Origin of the sequence: Amycolatopsis nalaikhensis (assembly GCF_030264295.1) — a bacterium.
GTDB lineage: Bacteria > Actinomycetota > Actinomycetes > Mycobacteriales > Pseudonocardiaceae > Amycolatopsis > Amycolatopsis nalaikhensis.
Map to the genome: position 1 here is coordinate 8,352,412 of NZ_CP127173.1, position 18,630 is coordinate 8,371,041.

The window sequence follows — 18,630 nt, forward strand, 5'->3', positions numbered from 1 at the left end:
GATTGTGACTACGGCTTCGTATCGGGGTTGCGGGGGGTCTGGGTTTCGTGGCCGATCTTTACGCGTCCGCTATGCGGTCCAGCCACTCCGCCAGCAGGACGCGCTCGGCCTCCGTGAGCGCCGTTGCCCCGTCCAGTCCCGCACGTAGGGCTATCGCTCGCTCCGGCAGGTCCGAGCCTGCCGGTTCCTCCGCTCCCGTGAGGATTCGCGCCAGCACCGTCTCTCGCGCCGTCGCCGACAGCTCGGCGTCGCGGTCCTCCTCCGGCGTCGCGATCAACGACAGCACCACACCCATCCCCGTCGAGTGGACCAGCCGTGCCGCGCGTTCCACACTCACCCGCAGGCGCCCGGCCGCCGCCACTCGCTCCACGATGCTTCGCAGCATCGCCTCCGCTTCGCGCGCCGCCGGGGAGGTTCGGCCTGGGCGGGCGTCTCCGTACATCAACACGTAGAACTCCGGGCGGGACAGGCCGAACTCCACGTGCAGGTCCCAGCCTCGGCGCAAGTCCTCCACCGGGTCGCCCGTCGACCCCAGCTCTCGCTTGCTCCTCAAGTACTCGTCGAACCCGTACGCCGCCACCGCGTCGAGCAGGCCGTCCTTGTCTCCGAACAGCCGGTACAACGCCGGTGGCTGGACTCCCGCCGCCGCGCTCACCGCGCGCGTTGACAGCCCGTCCCGACCCTCGGCCACCAGGAGCGCCGCCGCCGCTTCGAGGATTCGCTCGCGGGTGTCCACCGCCGTCTTCGTTGCCATGGTTCCGATGATAACAAAAGTTGGGTAGCAGGCGTTCGGTATCGATGATACGGTCAGATCAGTAACATCGGAAACAGGGAGATGTCATGCTTACCCGCACCCTCGGCCGGACCGGTCCGGCCGTCTCCGCCCTCGGCCTCGGACTCATGGGCATGTCCGACCTCTACGGCCCGGCCGACGACGCCGAATCGGTCGCGACCATCCACGCCGCCCTCGACGCGGGCGTCACCCTCCTCGACACCGGGGACTTCTACGGCATGGGCCACAACGAACTATTGCTGCGCGACGCCCTCCGCGGCCGCAACCGCGACCACGCCGTCATCAGCGTCAAGTTCGGCGCCCTGCGCGGCCCGGACGGCTCCTGGCTCGGCTACGACAGCCGCCCCGAGGCGATCAAGACCTTCCTCGCCTACACCCTCCGCCGCCTCGGCACCGACCACGTCGACGTCTACCGGCCGTCCCGGCTCGACCCCGCCGTGCCGATCGAAGACCAGGTCGGGACCCTCGGCGAGCTGGTGAAGGCCGGGTACGTCCGGCACATCGGGCTCTCGGAGGTCGGCGCGGACACCCTGCGCCGGGCTGCCGCCGTCCACCCCATCTCCGACCTGCAGATCGAGTATTCGCTGCTCTCACGCGGAATCGAAGCCGAGATTCTGCCGACCGCCCGCGAGCTGGGCATCGGCGTCACCGCCTACGGCGTCCTCTCGCGGGGGCTGCTGAGCGGCCACTGGTCGCCGTCGCGGGAGCTGGCCGCGGGCGACTTCCGCGGCTACAGCCCGCGCTTCCGCGGCGAGAACCTCGACCGCAACCTCGCTCTCACCGACGCCCTGGCCAAGCTCGCCGCGGCGAAGGGCATCACCACCGCGCAGCTGGCCATCGCCTGGGTCGCCGCCCAGGGCGACGACGTTGTCCCGCTCGTCGGCGCCCGTACCCGCGCCCGGCTGGCCGAGTCCCTCGGCACCACCGACGTCGAACTGACCGACGCCGACCTGGCCGAGATCGAGGCCGCCGTCCCGGCCGGGGCCGCCGCGGGCGGCCGGTACGCCGACGCCCAGCTCGCCCACCTGGACAGCGAGAAGTAGGTCATGACCTGAGGTGGTCGACCGCGAGGCGGTGCGTGAGGCGGCGCAGCAGCGGCGCCGCCTCCGCCATGCACCGCGCCGGGTCCGGTTCCAAGTCCGTCAACGCGTACGCCGCCGCGATGCCCGCCTCCGCCAGCTCCCCTGTGGACAGCTGGCAGCGCCCGGACACCGCCACGCACGGGATTCCCTTGGCCGCCGCGACCCTGGCCACTCCGGCCGGGGCCTTGCCGGACAACGTCTGCCGGTCCAGTGAGCCCTCGCCCGTCACCACCAGCGCCGCCTCGGCCAAGGCGTCGTCGAAGCCCAGCAGGTCCAGCAGCAGCGTGATGCCCGGGCGCATCCGGGCGCCCAGCACCGCCATCGCCGCGAAACCCACTCCCCCGGCTGCCCCGGCTCCTGGCCGCGACGCGAACTCCGGCCCGGCGATCGACGCCCACTGCCGCAACGCCGCGTCGAGCGTCTCGACGTCGTCCGGGGACGCGCCCTTCTGCGGGCCGTAGACAAACGCGGCACCGTTCGGCCCGAACAGCGGGTTGTCCACGTCGCTCGCCAGCTCGATGTCCACATCGGACAGTGAGAGGCCCGAAAGGTCCAGCGATGCCAACCGGGACAAGGCAAAACCGCCTCGCGGGAGTTCGTGCCCGGAACCGTCGAGGAGCCGGGCACCCAGCGCCGTCAGCATGCCCGCGCCGCCGTCCGTGCACGCGCTGCCGCCGACGCCCAGCACGATCCGGCGGCACCCCGCGCCCACGGCGGCCGCGATCACGTCGCCGGTGCCCGCGCTCGACGCCGTCAGCGGCTCGAGGCCGCCGGGCAGGCGGTGCAGGCCCGATGCCTCGGCCAACTCGACCACCGCCGTGTCACCGCGGACCGCGTAGGACGCCATCACCAGCGCACCCGTCGGGCCGCGGGCCGGGACGCGCACCCGGCGGAACCCGGCGGTGACGGCCGCGTCGACCGTGCCGTCGCCGCCGTCGGCCACCGGGAGCGTCCGGACCTCGAGGCCCGGGTGGACGTCGGCGAGGCCCGAGGCCACCACCGACGCCACCTCGGCCGCGGTCAGCGACCCCTTGAACTTGTCCGGCGCGACCAGCACCTTCACGCGCTCGCCTTGTACGCCCGCCAGTCGCCGACCTCGGTGATGTCGCGCAGGGCGACGTGCGAGGTGTACGGCCGCCGCAGCAGCATCGCGAACGCCGAACTGCCGTCGGCCAGCTCGACCACGCCCAGCTCCAGCTCGTGAGGCTCGGCCGGGAGCACCTTGTCCCGCAGGTCGTCCAGCGAGACGTCGTATACCTCGCCGGTGACCGCCGCGCCGCCGTGCGATACCGGGTACAGCGCCGGGCACTGGTCGCCGACCGCGTAGAACCGGTACTTCGGCGCCGTCTCCGCCGTCCGCACGAACGGCGAGCCGTTCAACAGGTGGTGGAGGGGTTCGCCGCGCATGGCGCCGCCGTTGAAGAACATCAGGGTCACCGCAACTCCTAACGGAAGAGGGCCTCGACGCCGTCCACGGCGAAGTACACCGCGAACACCAGCGCCAGCAGGGACAGCAGCCAGCCGGCCTCGCGCCACTTGCCGCGGCCGATCTTGATCAGCACGAACGCGATCAGGCCGGCACCGACGCCGTTGGTGATCGAATACGTGAACGGGATCAACGCGGCGGTCAGGAACACCGGGATCGTGTAGTCCGGGTCGTGCCACGGGATGTTCCGGCACTGCGCGACCATCATGCCGCCGATGACCACCAGCGCGGGCGCCGCGGCCTGAGCCGGGACGACCCCGGCGAGCGGCGTGAACAGCAGCGTCCCGGCGAACAGCAGGCCGGTGACGACGCTCGCCAGCCCGGTCCGGGCGCCCTCCCCGACGCCGGCCGCGGACTCGAGGAACACCGTGTTCGGCGACGAGCCGGTGACGCCGCCCGCGATCGCGCCCGCGCCGTCGACCAGCAGGATCCGGCCCATCCGCGGGACCTTGCCGTTCTTCGACAGCCCGGCCTCGTCGGAGACGCTGGTGATCGTGCCCATCGCGTCGAAGAAGCCGGACAGCACCAGGGTGAAGAGGAACACCGTGGCCGCGAGCGCGCCCGCCGAGGCGAAGCCGCCGAACAGGTCGATGTGGCCGAACAGCCCGAAGTCCGGCGCCGCCACGACGTGGTCGGGCAGGGCCGGGGTGGTCAGGCCCCAGCCGCCGACGCCGAACCCCTCGTGCAGCACGACCGCGAACACCGTCGCCACCCCGATGCTGATCAGCACCGCGCCCGGGACCTTGCGGGCCATCAGCACGATCATCAGCAGCAGACCGAAGCAGAACACCACGATCGGCCAGCCGTGCAGGTGCCCGCTCGCGCCGAGGCGCACCGGGACCGTGGTCTGCGCCGCGTCCGGCATCCGGGTCACGAACCCGGCGCTGACCAGCCCGACCAGGGCGATGTAGAGCCCGATCCCGACGGTGATCGCCATCTTGAGCGGCCGCGGGATGGCGTTCATGATCCGTTCGCGGACACCGCTGACGGCCATCAGCACGATGCACACGCCTTCGAGCACGACCAGCCCGAACGCCTGCGCCCACGTCATCGACGGCGCCATCTGGAAGGCGACGATGCCGTTGATGCCGAGCCCGGCGGCCAGCGCGAGGGGCGCGTTGCCGACGAGTCCCATGAGGACGGTCATCACCGCGGCCGCCAGCGCGGTCGCCGTGGTCACCTGGGCGGCCGAGAGCCGGGCGCCGGTGATGTCGGCGGAGGCGCCGAGGATGAGCGGGTTGAGCAGCACGATGTAGGCCATCGCGACGAACGTGGTGACGCCGCCGCGGACTTCGCGGCCGATCGTGCTCTGCCGGGCCCGCAGCTCGAACAGCTTGTCGAGCAGCGGCCGGCGTTGCGGGGGTACTTCGTCGACTACTGGGGTGGGGACTTCGGTCTGGGTCATGCGTCCTGCCCTTGCCGGTGAGGGTTATTCGGGCTAGCCCGGCGCAACGGACTTGCGCGTGCAACCCAACAGGGACTTTGCGCCGGGCGACGGCTGAATAATCCTCATCGGGTGTGCTCGGCCAGGCCTAGGCACAGCGCCGTGCCTGGGCGAGCGGGACGTTCGATTGGGTTGTGCTCCGGTCAGCTGGCCTTGTGGGTCAGTAGTCGGTGCGGTCGCTCTTGTCGAGCCAGGCCGCGAAGGGGGCGAAACCGTCCTTTGCGGACAGTCGCGTCACGGGTACCGTCCACGTCTCACGGGGACGGTCGAAGAGTTCGTAGAAGGCGCGGTCGTCGAAGCCCGCCTTGGCGGCGTCGTCGCGGTCGGCGGCGAAGAGCACCTTGTCCACGCGCGCCCACAGCGCCGACGACAGGCACATCGGGCATGGCTCGCAGCTGGACACGAGCACGCAGCCGTCCAGCTTGAACGTGCCGAGCGCTTGGCAGGCCGCGCGGATCGCGACGACTTCGGCGTGCGCGGTCGGGTCGAGGTTCGCGGTGACGCGGTTGACGCCGGTCGCGACGACTTCGCCGTCCTTCACGATCAGCGCGCCGAACGGGCCGCCGCCGTTTTCGACGTTCTGCGTCGCGATCCGGACGGCTTCGTCGAGCCAGTCCTGCTCGACGGAAATCGACGTGTCTTTGCGGGGGTCCGGGTGGCGGCGCCCCCGGCCCGGGGCGGAGCCCCGGCGTGTAACAGTGGTCATGGTCAGACTCCGGTGATGTGCTCGGGACGGATCGGGACGCGCGGCAGCTCGAGGCCGGTGGCCGCGCGGATGGCGTTGGCGATCGCGGGCGTGGCCGAGATCGTGGGTGGTTCGCCGACGCCGCGGACGCCGTAGGGCGCGTGCGGGTCGGGCCGCTCGAGGACGTCGACGCGCATCGGCGGCATGTCGAGGATGGTCGGGATGAGGTAGTCGGTGAACGACGGGTTCCGCACCTTGCCGTCCTGCACCAGGATCTCCTCCATCACGGCCAGGCCGAGGCCCTGCGCCGAGCCGCCCTGGATCTGGGCGACGACGGCGTCGGGGTTCATCGCCTTGCCGACGTCCTGGGCGCAGTCGAGCTGGACCACCTTGACCAGGCCCAGCTCGAGGTCGACGTCGACCACCGCCCGGTGGGCCGAGAAGCCGTACTGGACGTGAGCGTCGCCCTGGCCGGTCTCCGGGTCGAGGGGGTAGGTCGGGCGGTGGTGGAACTCGCGGGTCTCCTCGATCGCGGTGTCACCGAGCAGTTCGGCCAGGTCCGCGACGACTTCGCCGTCGGCCGCGACCACCTTGCCGCCGTTCAGGGTCATGCCTTCGGAGGAGACGCCGAGCCGCGCGTAGACCGCGTCGGCGACCGCGCGGCAGGCGTTGCGGACCGCACCGCCCGTGACGTAGGTCTGGCGTGACGCCGAGCTGGACCCGGCGTCACCGACGCTCGTGTCGGCCGGGTGCACGCTCACCCGCGTCACGCCCAGCTCGGTGCGCGCGATCTGCTGCTGCAGCGTCACCAGGCCCTGGCCGACTTCGGCCGCCGCGGTGTGCACCAGCGCGACCGCCTCGCCGCCGATCACCTCGAGCCGCACGCGGGCGGTGGAGTAGTCGTCGAGGCCTTCGGCGTAGGAGATGTTCTTGATCGTGACGCCGTAGCCGACGCCACGGACGACGCCCTCGCCGTGCGTGGTGTTGGACGCGCCGCCGGGCAGTTCGCGGATGTCGCGTTCGCCGGACGGCTCGGGCGGCAGCGGCAGGTCGCGGACCCGCTGCACCAGCTCCGCCACCGGCGCCGGGAAGTCGACCACCTGGCCGGTGACCACAGTGGACCCTTCGCTCAGCGCGTTGCGGATCCGCAGTTCCGCCGGATCCATGTCCAGCGCGGCCGCGAGCTTGTCCATTTGGGACTCGTAGGCGTACGTCGGCTGCACGGCGCCGAGTCCGCGCATCGCGCCGCACGTCGGGTTGTTCGTGTAGACACCCCAGCCCTCGATGTGGGCGTTCGGGACGTCGTAGGGTCCGACGCTGAGCGTGGTGCCGTTGCCGACCACGACCGGGGTCTTGGACGCGTACGCGCCGCCGTCGAAATACAGCTTCGCCCGGACGTAGACGAGCTTGCCGTCCTTCGTCGCCCCGTGCTCGTAGTACATCTTCGCCGGGTGCCGGTGGACGTGCCCGAAGAACGACTCCAGGCGGTTGTAGCTCATCTTCACCGGGCGGCCGGTGCGCAGCGCGAGCAGGCACGAGTGGATCTGCATGGACAGGTCCTCGCGGCCGCCGAACGCACCGCCGACGCCGGACAGCGTCAGCCGGACCTTCTCCAGCGGCAGCCCGAGTGCCTTCGCCGTCTGCCGCTGATCGACGTGCAACCACTGCGTCGCGAGGTAGAGGTCGACGCCGCCGTCGTCCGCCGGGACCGCGAGGCCGGACTCCGGGCCGAGGAACGCCTGGTCCTGCATGCCGATCTCGTAGACGCCCGACACGACCACGTCCGCGGTGGCGGCCGGGTCGCCCTTGACGATCCGCTGGTGGCGCACCAGGTTCCCGCCCGGGTGCAGCTTCGGCAGCGTGTCGTCGTGCGCCGCCCGCTCGGGGTCGGTGACCGGCTCGAGGACGTCGTACTCGACGACGATCTCCTTGAGCGCCTGCCGCGCGATCTCCGGGTGGTCGGCGGCCAGGATCGCCACCGGCTCGCCCTGGTAGCGGACCACGCCCTCGGCCAGCGCCGGGGTGTCCTGGTACTTGAGGCCGTAGACGTTCTCGCCGGGGACGTCCTCGTGTGTCAGCACGGCGTGCACGCCCGGCTGGGCCAGCGCGCGGGAGACGTCGAGGCGGACGATCCGGGCGTGCGGGTGCGGGCTGCGCAGGGTGGCGCCCCACAGCATGTCCTCGTGCCACAGGTCCGACGAGTACGCGAACTCGCCGCGCACCTTGAGCGTGCCGTCCGGGCGCAGCGGGCTTTCGCCGATGCCGCCGGCGATCGCGTCGTGCAGCTCCTGCGGGGAGCGGGCCGGGGCGCTCATCGGACCGCCTTCTTCGCGGCGGCGTCGCGGACGGCGTCGAGGATCTTCTCGTACCCCGTGCAGCGGCAGAGGTTCCCGGCGAGGGCTTCGCGGATCTCGACGTCGCTGGGCTCGGGGTTGCGCTCGATCAGGTCGTGCGCGGCCACGAGCAGCCCGGGCGTGCAGAAGCCGCACTGGACGGCGCCGCGCTCCACGAACGACTCCTGCACCGGGTCCAGCGCCTCCCCCGACGCCAGCCCTTCGACCGTGACGACGTCGCGGCCCTCGGCCTGCCCGGCCGCGACCAGGCACGCACACGCCGGGACGCCGTCGAGGTAGACCGTGCACGAACCGCATTCGCCCTGCTCACAGGCGTTCTTCGAGCCCGGCAGGCCGAGCCGCTCACGCAGCACGTACAGCAGGCTTTCGCCTTCCCAGACGTTGTCCGCCCGGCGGGGTTCGCCGTTGACGGTGACGTTCACGCGCACTTCGCGCTCCCTCCGCAGTATTCGGTCCAGGCCCAGGTCAACGTCCGGCGCGCCATGACCCCCAGGGCATGGCGACGGTAGGCGGCGCTGCCGCGGACGTCGTCGATCGGCGCCGCGGCCCCGGCGACCAGGTCGCCGAAGCGGCGCTTCACCGAGTCCGCCAGGGCCTTCGGCGCGTCCCAGTCCAGCTCCCCGGCCAGGAACTCCTCGGCCTCGAGCGCCCGGCGCGGGGTCGGTGCGGCCGAGCCGACGCCAGTGCCGACCCGCCGCTGCGCCGGGTGCAGGGCCAGCCCGAACGCGGCGACGGCGATGACCATCGCATTGCGCGTGCCGATCTTGCTGAACTGCTGCGGTCCGGTGGCCGGTTCGATCAGCACCGACGTGATCAGCTCGTCCGGCTCGAGGACGTTCCGCTTGACGCCGGTGTAGAAGTCCTTCGCCGCGACGATCCGCGTGCCGCGCACCGACGCGATCTCGACCTCGGCATCCGCGGCCAGCAGGGCGGGGTGCGAGTCGCCCGCGGGCGAGGCCGCGCCCAGGTTGCCGCCGACGGATCCGCGGTTGCGGATCTGTGGCGACCCGACGGTCCGCGCGGCCATCGCGAGGCCGGGCAGCCGGTCGCCCAGCTCGGCGATGATCCGGGTGTAGGGCACGGCCGCGCCGAGCCGGATCCGGCCGCCGTCGGTGCCGTGCTCGTGCAGCTCGGCCACCCGGCCGAGGTCGAGCAGGGCCTCCGGACGGCGGTGGTCGAAGTTGAGCTCGACCATCACGTCGGTGCCGCCGGCGATCGGGACCGCACCGGGGTTCGCGGCCTTCGCGGCGAGCGCGTCGGCCAGCGAGGCGGGTCGGAGGAATTCCACTGTGGACGTCCTTTCGGGGCTGCTTCGGCAAGAAGTACACACGCTCGGCTGTGGCCGGGACCACGGCAAAACCCCTGAAAGGCGGGTGAATTTCGGGCCCGCGTTTGTACTTTCCGACAACCGGCCGCCGATGGACGCGGAAAGGCCGCCGCACGAGGTCGGGGTCTCGTACGGCGGCCGTGGTCACCTGACCGGTCGTGAGTGTTCAGGGCGGTTCTAACCGCCCTAAACACTCACGACAAGCCGCGGCAGACTGCTTACGCGGGCTCGAACTCCTTGACGGCGTCGAGGGCGGCACCCATGGCGGCGTTGCCCTCGCGTTCGATCATGATCTCCACCAGGACCGGGCGGCTGGTGCGCTCGGCTTCCTTGCGGGCCCACTCCAGCGACGTCCGGATCTCGCCCGGCTCGTGCACGCGGGTGCCCGAGCAGCCGTAGGCCTCCATGATCTTGACGTTGTCCGTGCCGTTCGTGTCGTAGTGGATGTCGACCTCGAAGTTCATGTCGTACCCGGTCTCGGCCTGCCGGATCAGCCCGAGGTACTCGTTGTTGAGCATGATCAGGACGAACCCGACGTCGTACTGGGCCGCGACCGCCAGCTCCTCGACGAGGAACTGGAACGAGTAGTCGCCGACCACGCCGACGACCTCGGCCTCGGGCCGGGCCTTCTTGACGCCGATCGCGGCGGGGATCTCCCAGCCGAGCGGACCGGCCTGGCCGCACACCTGGTAGTGGCGCGGCTTGTGCGCCTTCTGGAACTGGCCCGACCAGATCTGGTAGAGCCCGATCGCGGTGACGAAGTAGGTGTCCTCGCCGAAGGTTTCGTTGATCTCCTTGAACACCCGCGGCGCCTTGATCGGCAGCGTGTCGAAGTCCTCCCGGCGGGGAAGCGCTTCCTTGAGCTCCGCGATCCGGCCGACCCAGTCGCGCCGCGGCGTCACCGAGCGCTGGTCCAGCGCGGCCAGGAGCGCGTCGAGGAACTCGCGCGTGTCCGAGACGATCCCGAGGTCCGGCCCGAACACCTTGCCCAGCTGGGTCGGCTCGATGTCGACGTGGATGAACTTCCGCTCGCCCCGGTACACCGACAGCTCACCGGTGTGCCGGTCGCCGAACCGCGCGCCCAGCGCCAGGACCAGGTCGGACTCCAGGAACGCCGCGTTCGCCCAGCGCTGCGACGTCTGGATGCCCGCCATCCCGGCGAACAGCTCGTGGTCCTCGGGGAAGCTGCCCTTGCCCATCAGCGTCACCTGCACTGGGACGTCCAGGCGCTCGGCCGCGGCGCGCAGCTGCTCGCTCGCCTCGCCGAGGACGACCCCGCCACCGGCCAGGATGATCGGGCGTTCGGCCGCCAGGAGCATGTCCAGGGCCCGCTCGACCCGCGCCTGCGCGGGCTTGACCGATGCCACCGGCAGCGGCGAGTCGATCGACGAGTCCCACTCGATGTCCTGCTTCTGGACGTCGATCGGCAGGTCGATGAGCACGGGGCCCGGCCGCCCGGACCGCGCGATCCGGAACGCCTCGCGGAAGATCCACGGCAGCTGCGCGGCCTCTTTGACCTGCACCGCCCACTTCGTCACCGGCTTGGCGATCTCGACGATGTCGACGGCCTGGAAGGCTTCCTGGTGCAGCTTCGTCGTCGCGGCCTGGCCGGTGATGCAGATCATCGGGATCGAGTCCGCGTGCGCGGTGTAGAGCCCGGTGATCATGTTGGTCCCGGCCGGGCCGGACGTGCCGATGGCGACGCCGACGTTGCCGTTCGTCCTGGCCCAGCCGTCGGCCATGTGCGTCGCGCCTTCTTCGTGGCGGACGATCAGGTGCTCGATCGCCCGGCCTTGCAGGGCGTTATACAGCGGGAGGATCGCGGCGCCCGGGCAGCCGAAGACGGTGTCGACGCCTTCGCTTTCCAGGACGTCGACGACCGCCTGCATCGCGGGGATTCTGGGCATGTCACACCTCCGCCGGGACGCGGCCCGACAACTGTTCGACGACCTTCAGCAAGGCCGAGTGGTCCAGGGAGCCGTACCCCATGGCACGGCCGGCGGCGACGAGCTGGGCGACCAGCCCGGTCAGCGGGAGCGCGACGTCGGCCTGCCGGGCGGCGGCCAGCGCGATCCCCATGTCCTTGTGGTGCAGGTCGATCCGGAAGCCGGGGGCGAACTGGCGGTCCACCATGGACTTGCGCTTGAGTTCGAGGATCCGGCTGCCCGCGAGCCCTCCGGCGAGCACGTCGAGGCCGGTCGCGGCGTCCACACCGGACGCTTCGAGCAGCACGATCGCCTCGGCGACGAGCCCGTAGATGCCGCCCACCACGAGCTGGTTGGCCGCCTTCACCACCTGGCCCGCGCCGTGCGGTCCGACGTGGACGATGGTCTTGCCGACCGCGTCGAACACCGGCTTCGCGGCCTCGAAGTCCGCGGCGTCGCCACCGACCATGATGGACAGCGACGCCTGTTCGGCGCCGGCCTGCCCACCCGACACGGGAGCGTCGAGCACGCGGATCTTCTTGTCCCGCGCGGCTTCCGCGATCGCGATCGAGGTCTCGGGCCGGATGGTGCTCATGTCGATCACGAGCGTGCCGGGCCCGGCGACGTCGAGCACGCCACCGGCGGCCAGCACGACCTCCTCGACCTGCGGGTGGTTCGGCAGCATCGTGACGACGACGTCCGCGTCGGCCACCGCGTCGGCGACCCCGGTCGCGGCGCGCCCGCCCGCGGCCGCGAGCTTCTCCCCCGCGGCGGCGGTGACGTCGTAGCCGCTCACGTCGTGCCCGGCCGCGACCAGGTGCGCGGCCATCGGGGCGCCCATCACGCCCAGTCCGATGAATCCCAGTTTCATGCTCGTCCCCTTCGGGTTTTCGGCAGCCAGGCCAGCGACGTGACGGTGTCGGGTTCCGGGACGTACTCGATCCCGACGAACCCGGCGTAGCCCGCGTTCTGCAGCTTCGCGAGGTGTCCCTCGATGTCGAGTTCGCCGGTGCCGGGCTGGTGGCGGCCGGGAGCGTCGGCGATCTGCACGTGCCCGATCCGGGAGATGTGCGTCGTCGCGAGCGCGTCCAGGTCGTCACCGTTGACTGCCAGGTGGTACAGGTCGGCCAGCAGCCGCACGTTGTCGCGCCCGAGGTCGTCGAGCACGGCCACGGCGTCCGCGGCGGTCTTGAGCGGGTAGCGGTCCGCGCCGGAGAGCGGTTCGAGCACCAGCTGCGCGCCGATCTTCGCGGCGGCGTCGGCGGCCTTGTCCAGGTGCGCCCGCGCCAGGTCGTCCTGCTTGGCCGGGTCTTCGCCGTCGAGCCGGTTGCCGTAGAGCGCGTTGAAGCTGCGGCAGCCGGTGCGTTCGGCGATCCCGAGCGCGACGACGAGGCTGTCGGCGAACTCGGTCTCGCGGCCGATCCACGACACCAGGCCGCGCTCCCCCGCCGCCATGTCGCCGGCGTAGAAGTTCAGCCCGCGCAGGTGGACGCCGTCCAGGCTCTTGACGAACGCGTCGACCTCGTCGCGCGCGGGGACCGCGGTGTCGAACGGCCACCAGTACTCGACGTCGGTGAACCCGGCTTCCCGCGCGGCGGCGGCCCGCTCGAGCAGCGGTACCTCCTTGAACAGGATCGACAGGTTGGCGACGTACGGCAGGGAGTGCCCCTCTTCTGGCATCGCGACCTCAAATTTCGCTATCCGGAATCTTTCTTTCGCATATCGAGAATAGCTGGTCCACGGGCTCGGGGTCAACGGCGAGCGGCCGCCTCCGCGGTAGGTTCGGCCGGTCCGGCCGCCGACGGGAAGACCATCCGGTCCGAGCAGGACCTGCCCGACTTCGGCCCGCACTAGCGCCGGAACGACGAAGGCGCCGCGGCTCGTCGAGCCACGGCGCCTTCGGGCGAACGGGTGCCGCTACCGGTTCTGGACGTGCTGCCAGCCGAAGCGGCCCTTGATGCAGAGGTTCCCGTGCGTCACCGAGCTGTCGTGCGGCGAGGTCACCTTCACGATCTCGTTGTCCTGGACGTGCAGCGTGAGGTTGCACCCGACACCGCAGAACGTGCACACGGTCGTCGTCTGCGTCTGCCGGGATTCGTCCCAGGAACCATCGGACCGCTTGTCGTACTCGCGCTTGAAGCTCAGCGCTCCCGTCGGGCACACCTCGACGCAGTTGCCGCAGTACACGCACGCGCTGTCCGGCAACGGGTTCGAGAACTCCGTCGAGATCCGCGCGTCGAAGCCGCGGCCCGCCACGGTGATCGCGAACGAGTTCTGCCACTGCTCTCCGCACGCGTCGACGCACTTGTAGCACAGGATGCACTTCTCGTAGTCGCGGACGTACAGCTCGTTGTCCACAATGGCCGGTTGTGCGACCGTCGCCGCGTCCGGGCCGAAGCGGTCCGGGTCCGCGCCCGCCTCCTCCATCCACTCCGCGACGCCCGGTGTCGTCGACAGGTCCGTCGCCGACGCCAGCAGTTCCAGGACCACCTTGCGGCTCGTGCGCGTCCGCTCGGAATCGGTGTGCACCACCATCCCCGGCTCGGCCTTGCGGGAACACGACGGCACCAGCGTCCGCGAGCCCTCCACTTCGACCATGCAGACCCGGCACGCGTTCGCCGGTTCGAGGGTGTCGCCGTAGCACAGCGTGGGGATGTCCTTGCCCGCCGCCGTGCACGCGTCGAGGATCGTCGATCCTTCGGGCACGCGCACGGTCGAGCCGTCCACGGTGAACTCGACCAGCCGCTTGGGGATCCCGATGTCCACAATCGTCACTGCAGTGCTCCCAACCGGTCGATGGCGGATTCGATGGCGTTCCAGGCCGTCTGGCCGAGCCCGCAGATCGACGAGTCCCGCATGACCCCGCCCACCTCGCGCAGCAGCGGCCACTCGTCCGAGCCCGCCGCCAGCACCCGGCGGATCGCCTCCTCCTGGCGCACCGTCCCGATCCGGCACGGGACGCACTGCCCGCACGACTCGTCGCGGAAGAACTCCGCGATCCGCAGCAGGAACCCGCCGAGGTCGGCCAGGTCGTCGAGCACCAGGACGACGCCCGAGCCGAGCGTCGTCTTCGCCGCCCGCGCGTCCTCGAAGGTGAGCGGCAGGTCCAGCTCGTCCGGCCGGACGAAGCCGCCCGCCGCGCCGCCCAGCAGGATCGCGCGCAGCGAGCGGCCCTCGGGCACTCCCCCGGCCAAGGAGAGGAGTTCCCGCAGGGTCGTGCCGAACGGCACTTCGTAGACACCCGGCCGTTCGACGTTCCCGGACAGGCAGAACAGCTTCGGCCCGGCCGAGGCCTCCGTGCCGATCGCCCGGTACGCGGCCGCGCCCTCGGTGAGGATCAGCGGCACGTTCACCAGCGTCTCGACGTTGTTCACCGCCGTCGGCTTGCCGAAGAGCCCCTGCTCGACCGGGAACGGCGGCTTCGTGCGGGGTTCGCCGCGGAAGCCCTCGATCGAGTTGAAGATCGCGGTCTCCTCGCCGCAGATGTACGCGCCCGCGCCGCGCCGGATCTCGATGTCGAACGAGAACCCCTCGTGGCCCATGACGTCCACGCCGAGGAAGCCGCGCTCGCGGCAGACGTCGAGGGCGTTCCGCAGCAGCCGCAGCGCCCGCGGGTACTCGCCGCGCAGGTAGATGTAGCCCTGCCGGGCCCCGATCGCGTACGCGGCGATCGTCATGGACTCCACCAGCGCGAACGGGTCGCCTTCGAGCAGCACCCGGTCCTTGAACGTGCCCGGCTCGCTCTCGTCGGCGTTGCACACGAGGTAGTGCGGCCCGGCGGGTTGCGCGGCCGTGGCCGCCCACTTGCGCCCGGTGGGGAACGCGGCCCCACCGCGGCCGAGCAGGCCGGAGTCGGTGACCTCGCGGAGCACCGCGGCCTGCCCCATCCGCAGGGCGTTGCGCAGCGCGGCGTACCCGCCGGTCGCGCGGTAGTCGTCCAAACTGGCGGGATCGACGACGCCGACGCGGCGCAGCAGCCGCAGCCCGTCCCGCTGGTGGATCACCGGCGGCGCGCCTTCCGAGGCAGCCGGTGTGCGCTGAGCGGCCAGTACGGCCGACGCGCCGGTCGCCGGGGCCACCAGCTCCGCCGTCGCCGGGTCGCCGGCCTGGAACGTCAGCGCCGCGGGGGCCCGTTCGCAGACGCCGAGGCACGGGCTGCGCAGCCACGTGACCCCGCCGCGCGCCTTCCCCGCGGCGCCGACGTGCTCGGTGAGGACGTCGCACACGGTCTCCGCGCCGTTGACGCGGCAGGCGAGGTCGGTGCACACGTGCACCACCCGTTCCGGGCGTTCCTCCAGGGCGAACAGCGAGTAGAAGCTCGCCACGCCGTACGCGTCGGCCGGTGGCACGTGCAGCGTCTCGCAGATCAGGTTGAGCGCGCCCTGGCTGATCCAGCCCACCCGGTCGTTGACCGCGTGGAGGGCGGGCAGCAGCTGGTCGCGCCCGCCCCCGGCGAACGCGGCGACGGCGTCGCGTTCTTCGCGCGAGGCGACGGCGTCGAGGAGTTTGAGGTCCACTTCAGACTCCCGCTTCCGAGAGCTTCTCGACGCGGATGGCCGCGGCCTTGTACTCGGCGGTTCCGGCGATCGGGCAGGTCGCTTCGATGGTGATGATGTTGACGTCGATCTCGTCCGGGAAGTGGAACGTCATGAACGCCAGCCCCGGCTTCAGCCCCTTGTCCAGCCGCACCGGCGCGACGATTTCGCCGCGCCGCGACGAGATCCGGACCAGCTCGTCCGGCTCGACGCCCAGCGACCGGGCGTCCTCCGGGCACAGGTCGAGGGTCTCGCCCTGCCGCATCGGCGACGGGAACCCGCCCGACTGCACGCCGGTGTTGTAGGAGTCCAGGCGCCGTCCGGTGGTGAGCCGGATCGGGAACTCCTCGGTGAGCAGGTCGACCGGCGGGCTGTGCTCGATCACCGTGAACGGCGCCGGGCGGCCGCGCTCGGCCGGGTCCTCGGCCCACAGGCGCCCGTGCAGGAACGTCGGCTCCAGGGTGTCCTCCGAGTAGCACGGCCACTGGATGCCGCCCAGCTCCTCGAGCCGGGCGTAGGACATCCCGGCGTGCATCGGCGACAGCGAGCGCAGCTCGTCCCACACCTCCTCGCCGCCGGTGTAGTGCCAGTCGTGGCCGAGGCGGCGGGCCAGCTCCGAGAGCAGCTCGATGTCGTCGCGCGCGCCCTCCGGCGGTTCGAGGGCCTTGCGGACGCGCTGGACGCGCCGTTCGGAGTTGGTGAACGTGCCGTCGCTCTCGCACCAGGCCGCCGACGCGGGCAGCACGACATCGGCCAGCTGCGCGGTCTTGGTGAGGAAGATGTCCTGCACGACCAGGTGGTCCACGTTGGACAGCCGTTTGATCGTGTGCTCGCAGTCGGCTTCGGACTGCACCGGGTTCTCGCCGATGATGTACACGCAGGTCAGGTCGCCGCGTTCCATCGCGTCGAGCATCTGGGTCAGGTTGAGCCCCTTGTGCGGCGGGATCGACGAGCCCCACGCGGTGTCGAACTTCGCGCGGACGTCCGCGTCGAGGACGTCCTGGAAGCCCGGCAGCCGGTCCGGGATGGCGCCCATGTCACCGCCGCCCTGGACGTTGTTCTGCCCGCGCAGCGGGTTCAGCCCGGCGCCGTAGCGGCCGACCTGCCCGGCGAGCAGCGCGAGGTTGATCAGCGACAGCACGTTGTCGGTGCCGTTGTGGTGCTCCGTGATGCCGAGGGTCCACGACAGCTGCGCGCGGTCGGCGCGGGCGTAGGTGTGGGCCAGCTCGCGGATCAGCTCCGCCGGGACGCCGGTCGTCTTCTCCGCGACCTCGAGGGTCCACGGCTCGACCGACGCGGCGAACTCGGCGAACCCCTCGGTGGCGCGTTCGATGAACGTCTCGTTCGCCAGTCCCGAGTGGATGATCTCCCGGGCGATCGCGTGCGCCAGCGGGATGTCGGTGCCGACCTCGAGCTGCAGCTGCCGGTGCGCCCAGCTCGCGGTGCTCGTCCGCCGCGGGTCCACGACGAAGAGCTTCGCTCCCTTGTGGACGGCCTTGAGCACGTGGTGGAAGAAGATCGGGTGCGCCTCGCGCGGGTTGCCGCCCCAGATCACGATGACGTCGGCGTCCTCGATCTCCTGGTAGGACGACGTCCCGCCGCCGCTGTCGAACACGCGCGCCAGCCCGGCGACGCTCGGCGCGTGGCAGGTCCGGTTGCACGAGTCGACGTTGTTCGTGCCGATCACGGCGCGGGTGAACTTCTGCGCGACGAAGTTCATCTCGTTGGTCGCGCGGGCGCACGAGAACATCCCGAACGCCTCCGGACCCCGCGCGTCGAGGGTGCGGCGGATCCCGGCGGCGGCCCGGTCGAGGGCCTCCTCCCAGGTCGCCGGCCGCAGCACGCCGGAGTCGCGCACCAGTGGCTGGGTGAGCCGGACGTACGGCTCGGTCTTCCTGCGCTTCACGGGGTACCTCCGGTCAGTGCGACCCGACGGGAACGGGTGTGTTGCTGGTGTGGTTGAGCAGGCCGATGGCGGCGTGGACGTGGCGCAGGGCCGGCGCCGCGACGCCGGTCAGCTCCGCGAGCTCGACGACGGCGCCGATGATGGCGTCGATCTCCAGCGGCTTGCCGGCTTCGAGGTCCTGCAGCATCGACGTCTTGTGGTGGCCGACGCGCCAGGCGCCGTCGATGCGCTTCTCGACCGAGATCTGCGGGTCCGCGCCGGCCGCGCGGGCGATCTCCAGCGTCTCGGTCATCATCGTGGCGACGAGCGCGCGGGTGTCCTCGTGCTCGCACATCTGCGCCATGGTCGCCCTGGTCAGCGCCGACAGCGGGTTGAAGGCGACGTTGCCCATCAGCTTGACCCAGATGTCGGTGCGCAGGTCGGGCTCGACCGGCGCCTTGAGCCCGCCGGCGATCATCGCCGCGCTGAGCACCTTGCAGCGCGCGGAGATCTCACCGTCCGGCTCGCCGAGGGAGAACCGCGTGCCCTCGAGGTGCCGGATCACGCCGGGTTCCTCGATGACCGTGGAGCAGTAGACGACGCAGCCGATCGCCCGTCTCAGCTCGAGCACCGCGGTCACCGAGCCACCCGGATCGACGGTCTCGACCCGGCGTCCTTCGAGCGGGTGGCCCTTCAGTCCGTGGAAGTACCACCACGGGATGCCGTTCTGCGCGGCCACGATCGCGGTGTCCGGGCCGAGCAGCGGGGCGAGCAGGGGCCCGCACGACGCGTACGAGTTGGCCTTCAGGCCCAGGAACACGAAGTCGACCTCGCCGACTTCGGCCGGGTCGTCGGTGACGTGCGGGTGCGCGGTGAAGTCGCCGCGCGGGCTCAGCACGCGGACGCCGTGCTCGCGCATCGCGGCGAGATGGGCCCGCCGGGCGATCAGGTGCAGCTCCGTCCCACCGCGGTGCAGCGCGGCCCCGACGTAGGCACCGATCGCCCCGGCCCCGAGAACAGCCACCTTCATGATGAGCCTCCAAGGTCCAGCACGTGATTGCATACAGTATCCTGGATCCGGCGTGGAGACCAGGCCTCAGCGGCGGGAAACGAC

Annotated in this window: 16 protein-coding genes; 1 reads left to right on the forward strand and 15 read right to left on the reverse strand. The window is 71.3% G+C overall.

Annotated features, from left to right (window positions below; translation table 11 throughout):
• Positions 1–58: 58 nt before the first annotated feature.
• On the reverse strand, positions 59–754 hold the full coding sequence (locus QP939_RS40650) for a TetR/AcrR family transcriptional regulator (protein WP_285451896.1): 696 nt from the start codon (positions 752–754) through the stop codon (positions 59–61).
• Positions 755–840: 86 nt separating this feature from the next.
• Here QP939_RS40650 and QP939_RS40655 point away from each other — a divergent pair, with 86 nt between their 5' ends.
• Entirely contained in the window at positions 841–1,836 is a 996-nt protein-coding gene (locus QP939_RS40655) for an aldo/keto reductase (RefSeq protein ID WP_285451898.1), read from the forward strand.
• 1 nt (position 1,837) lies between these two features.
• Here QP939_RS40655 and QP939_RS40660 read toward each other — a convergent pair whose 3' ends face one another.
• The 14 genes from QP939_RS40660 to QP939_RS40725 form a co-directional block, all read right to left on the reverse strand.
• Entirely contained in the window at positions 1,838–2,938 is a 1,101-nt protein-coding gene (locus tag QP939_RS40660) for a glycerate kinase (RefSeq protein WP_285451900.1), read from the reverse strand.
• A complete protein-coding gene (locus QP939_RS40665) occupies positions 2,935–3,312 on the reverse strand; it encodes an allophanate hydrolase-related protein (RefSeq protein WP_285451902.1) in 378 nt (125 codons plus the stop codon). Before QP939_RS40665 ends, QP939_RS40660 begins: the two co-directional genes overlap by 4 nt.
• Before the next feature lie 8 nt (positions 3,313–3,320).
• The gene (locus tag QP939_RS40670; RefSeq protein ID WP_285451903.1) at positions 3,321–4,766 is read right to left on the reverse strand and encodes an NCS2 family permease; all 1,446 of its coding nucleotides are present in this window, start codon (positions 4,764–4,766) and stop codon (positions 3,321–3,323) included.
• Positions 4,767–4,965: 199 nt separating this feature from the next.
• Complete coding sequence (locus QP939_RS40675; protein WP_285451904.1) at positions 4,966–5,511, reverse strand: nucleoside deaminase; 546 nt, start codon at positions 5,509–5,511, stop codon at positions 4,966–4,968.
• A gap of 2 nt (positions 5,512–5,513) precedes the next feature.
• Positions 5,514–7,805 carry a xanthine dehydrogenase subunit D gene (gene pucD / locus QP939_RS40680; RefSeq protein ID WP_285451905.1) on the reverse strand — a complete coding sequence of 764 codons (2,292 nt, stop codon included), beginning with the start codon at positions 7,803–7,805 and terminating at the stop codon, positions 5,514–5,516.
• Positions 7,802–8,272, reverse strand: coding sequence for a (2Fe-2S)-binding protein (locus QP939_RS40685; RefSeq protein WP_285451906.1), 471 nt, complete (start codon positions 8,270–8,272; stop codon positions 7,802–7,804). The genes pucD and QP939_RS40685 overlap by 4 nt, the downstream gene beginning before the upstream one ends.
• Positions 8,263–9,132, reverse strand: a complete 870-nt coding sequence (locus QP939_RS40690) for an FAD binding domain-containing protein (protein WP_285451907.1) — start codon at positions 9,130–9,132, stop codon at positions 8,263–8,265. The genes QP939_RS40685 and QP939_RS40690 overlap by 10 nt, the downstream gene beginning before the upstream one ends.
• Positions 9,133–9,389: 257 nt before the next feature.
• Positions 9,390–11,078, reverse strand: coding sequence for a glyoxylate carboligase (gene gcl, locus QP939_RS40695; protein ID WP_285451908.1), 1,689 nt, complete (start codon positions 11,076–11,078; stop codon positions 9,390–9,392).
• Between the two features lies 1 nt (position 11,079).
• Positions 11,080–11,967: a 2-hydroxy-3-oxopropionate reductase gene (locus QP939_RS40700; protein WP_285451910.1), complete on the reverse strand. Its 888-nt coding sequence runs from the start codon at positions 11,965–11,967 to the stop codon at positions 11,080–11,082.
• Complete coding sequence (locus QP939_RS40705; protein WP_285451911.1) at positions 11,964–12,776, reverse strand: hydroxypyruvate isomerase family protein; 813 nt, start codon at positions 12,774–12,776, stop codon at positions 11,964–11,966. The genes QP939_RS40700 and QP939_RS40705 overlap by 4 nt, the downstream gene beginning before the upstream one ends.
• 237 nt (positions 12,777–13,013) lie before the next feature.
• Positions 13,014–13,871: a 2Fe-2S iron-sulfur cluster-binding protein gene (locus tag QP939_RS40710; RefSeq protein ID WP_285451912.1), complete on the reverse strand. Its 858-nt coding sequence runs from the start codon at positions 13,869–13,871 to the stop codon at positions 13,014–13,016.
• A complete protein-coding gene (locus tag QP939_RS40715) occupies positions 13,868–15,613 on the reverse strand; it encodes an NAD(P)H-dependent oxidoreductase subunit E (RefSeq protein WP_285451913.1) in 1,746 nt (581 codons plus the stop codon). Before QP939_RS40715 ends, QP939_RS40710 begins: the two co-directional genes overlap by 4 nt.
• A 1-nt stretch (position 15,614) precedes the next feature.
• Entirely contained in the window at positions 15,615–17,537 is a 1,923-nt protein-coding gene (locus QP939_RS40720; protein WP_285451914.1) for a molybdopterin oxidoreductase family protein, read from the reverse strand.
• 13 nt (positions 17,538–17,550) lie between these two features.
• Positions 17,551–18,546: a 2-dehydropantoate 2-reductase gene (locus QP939_RS40725; RefSeq protein ID WP_285451916.1), complete on the reverse strand. Its 996-nt coding sequence runs from the start codon at positions 18,544–18,546 to the stop codon at positions 17,551–17,553.
• Positions 18,547–18,630: the final 84 nt, after the last annotated feature.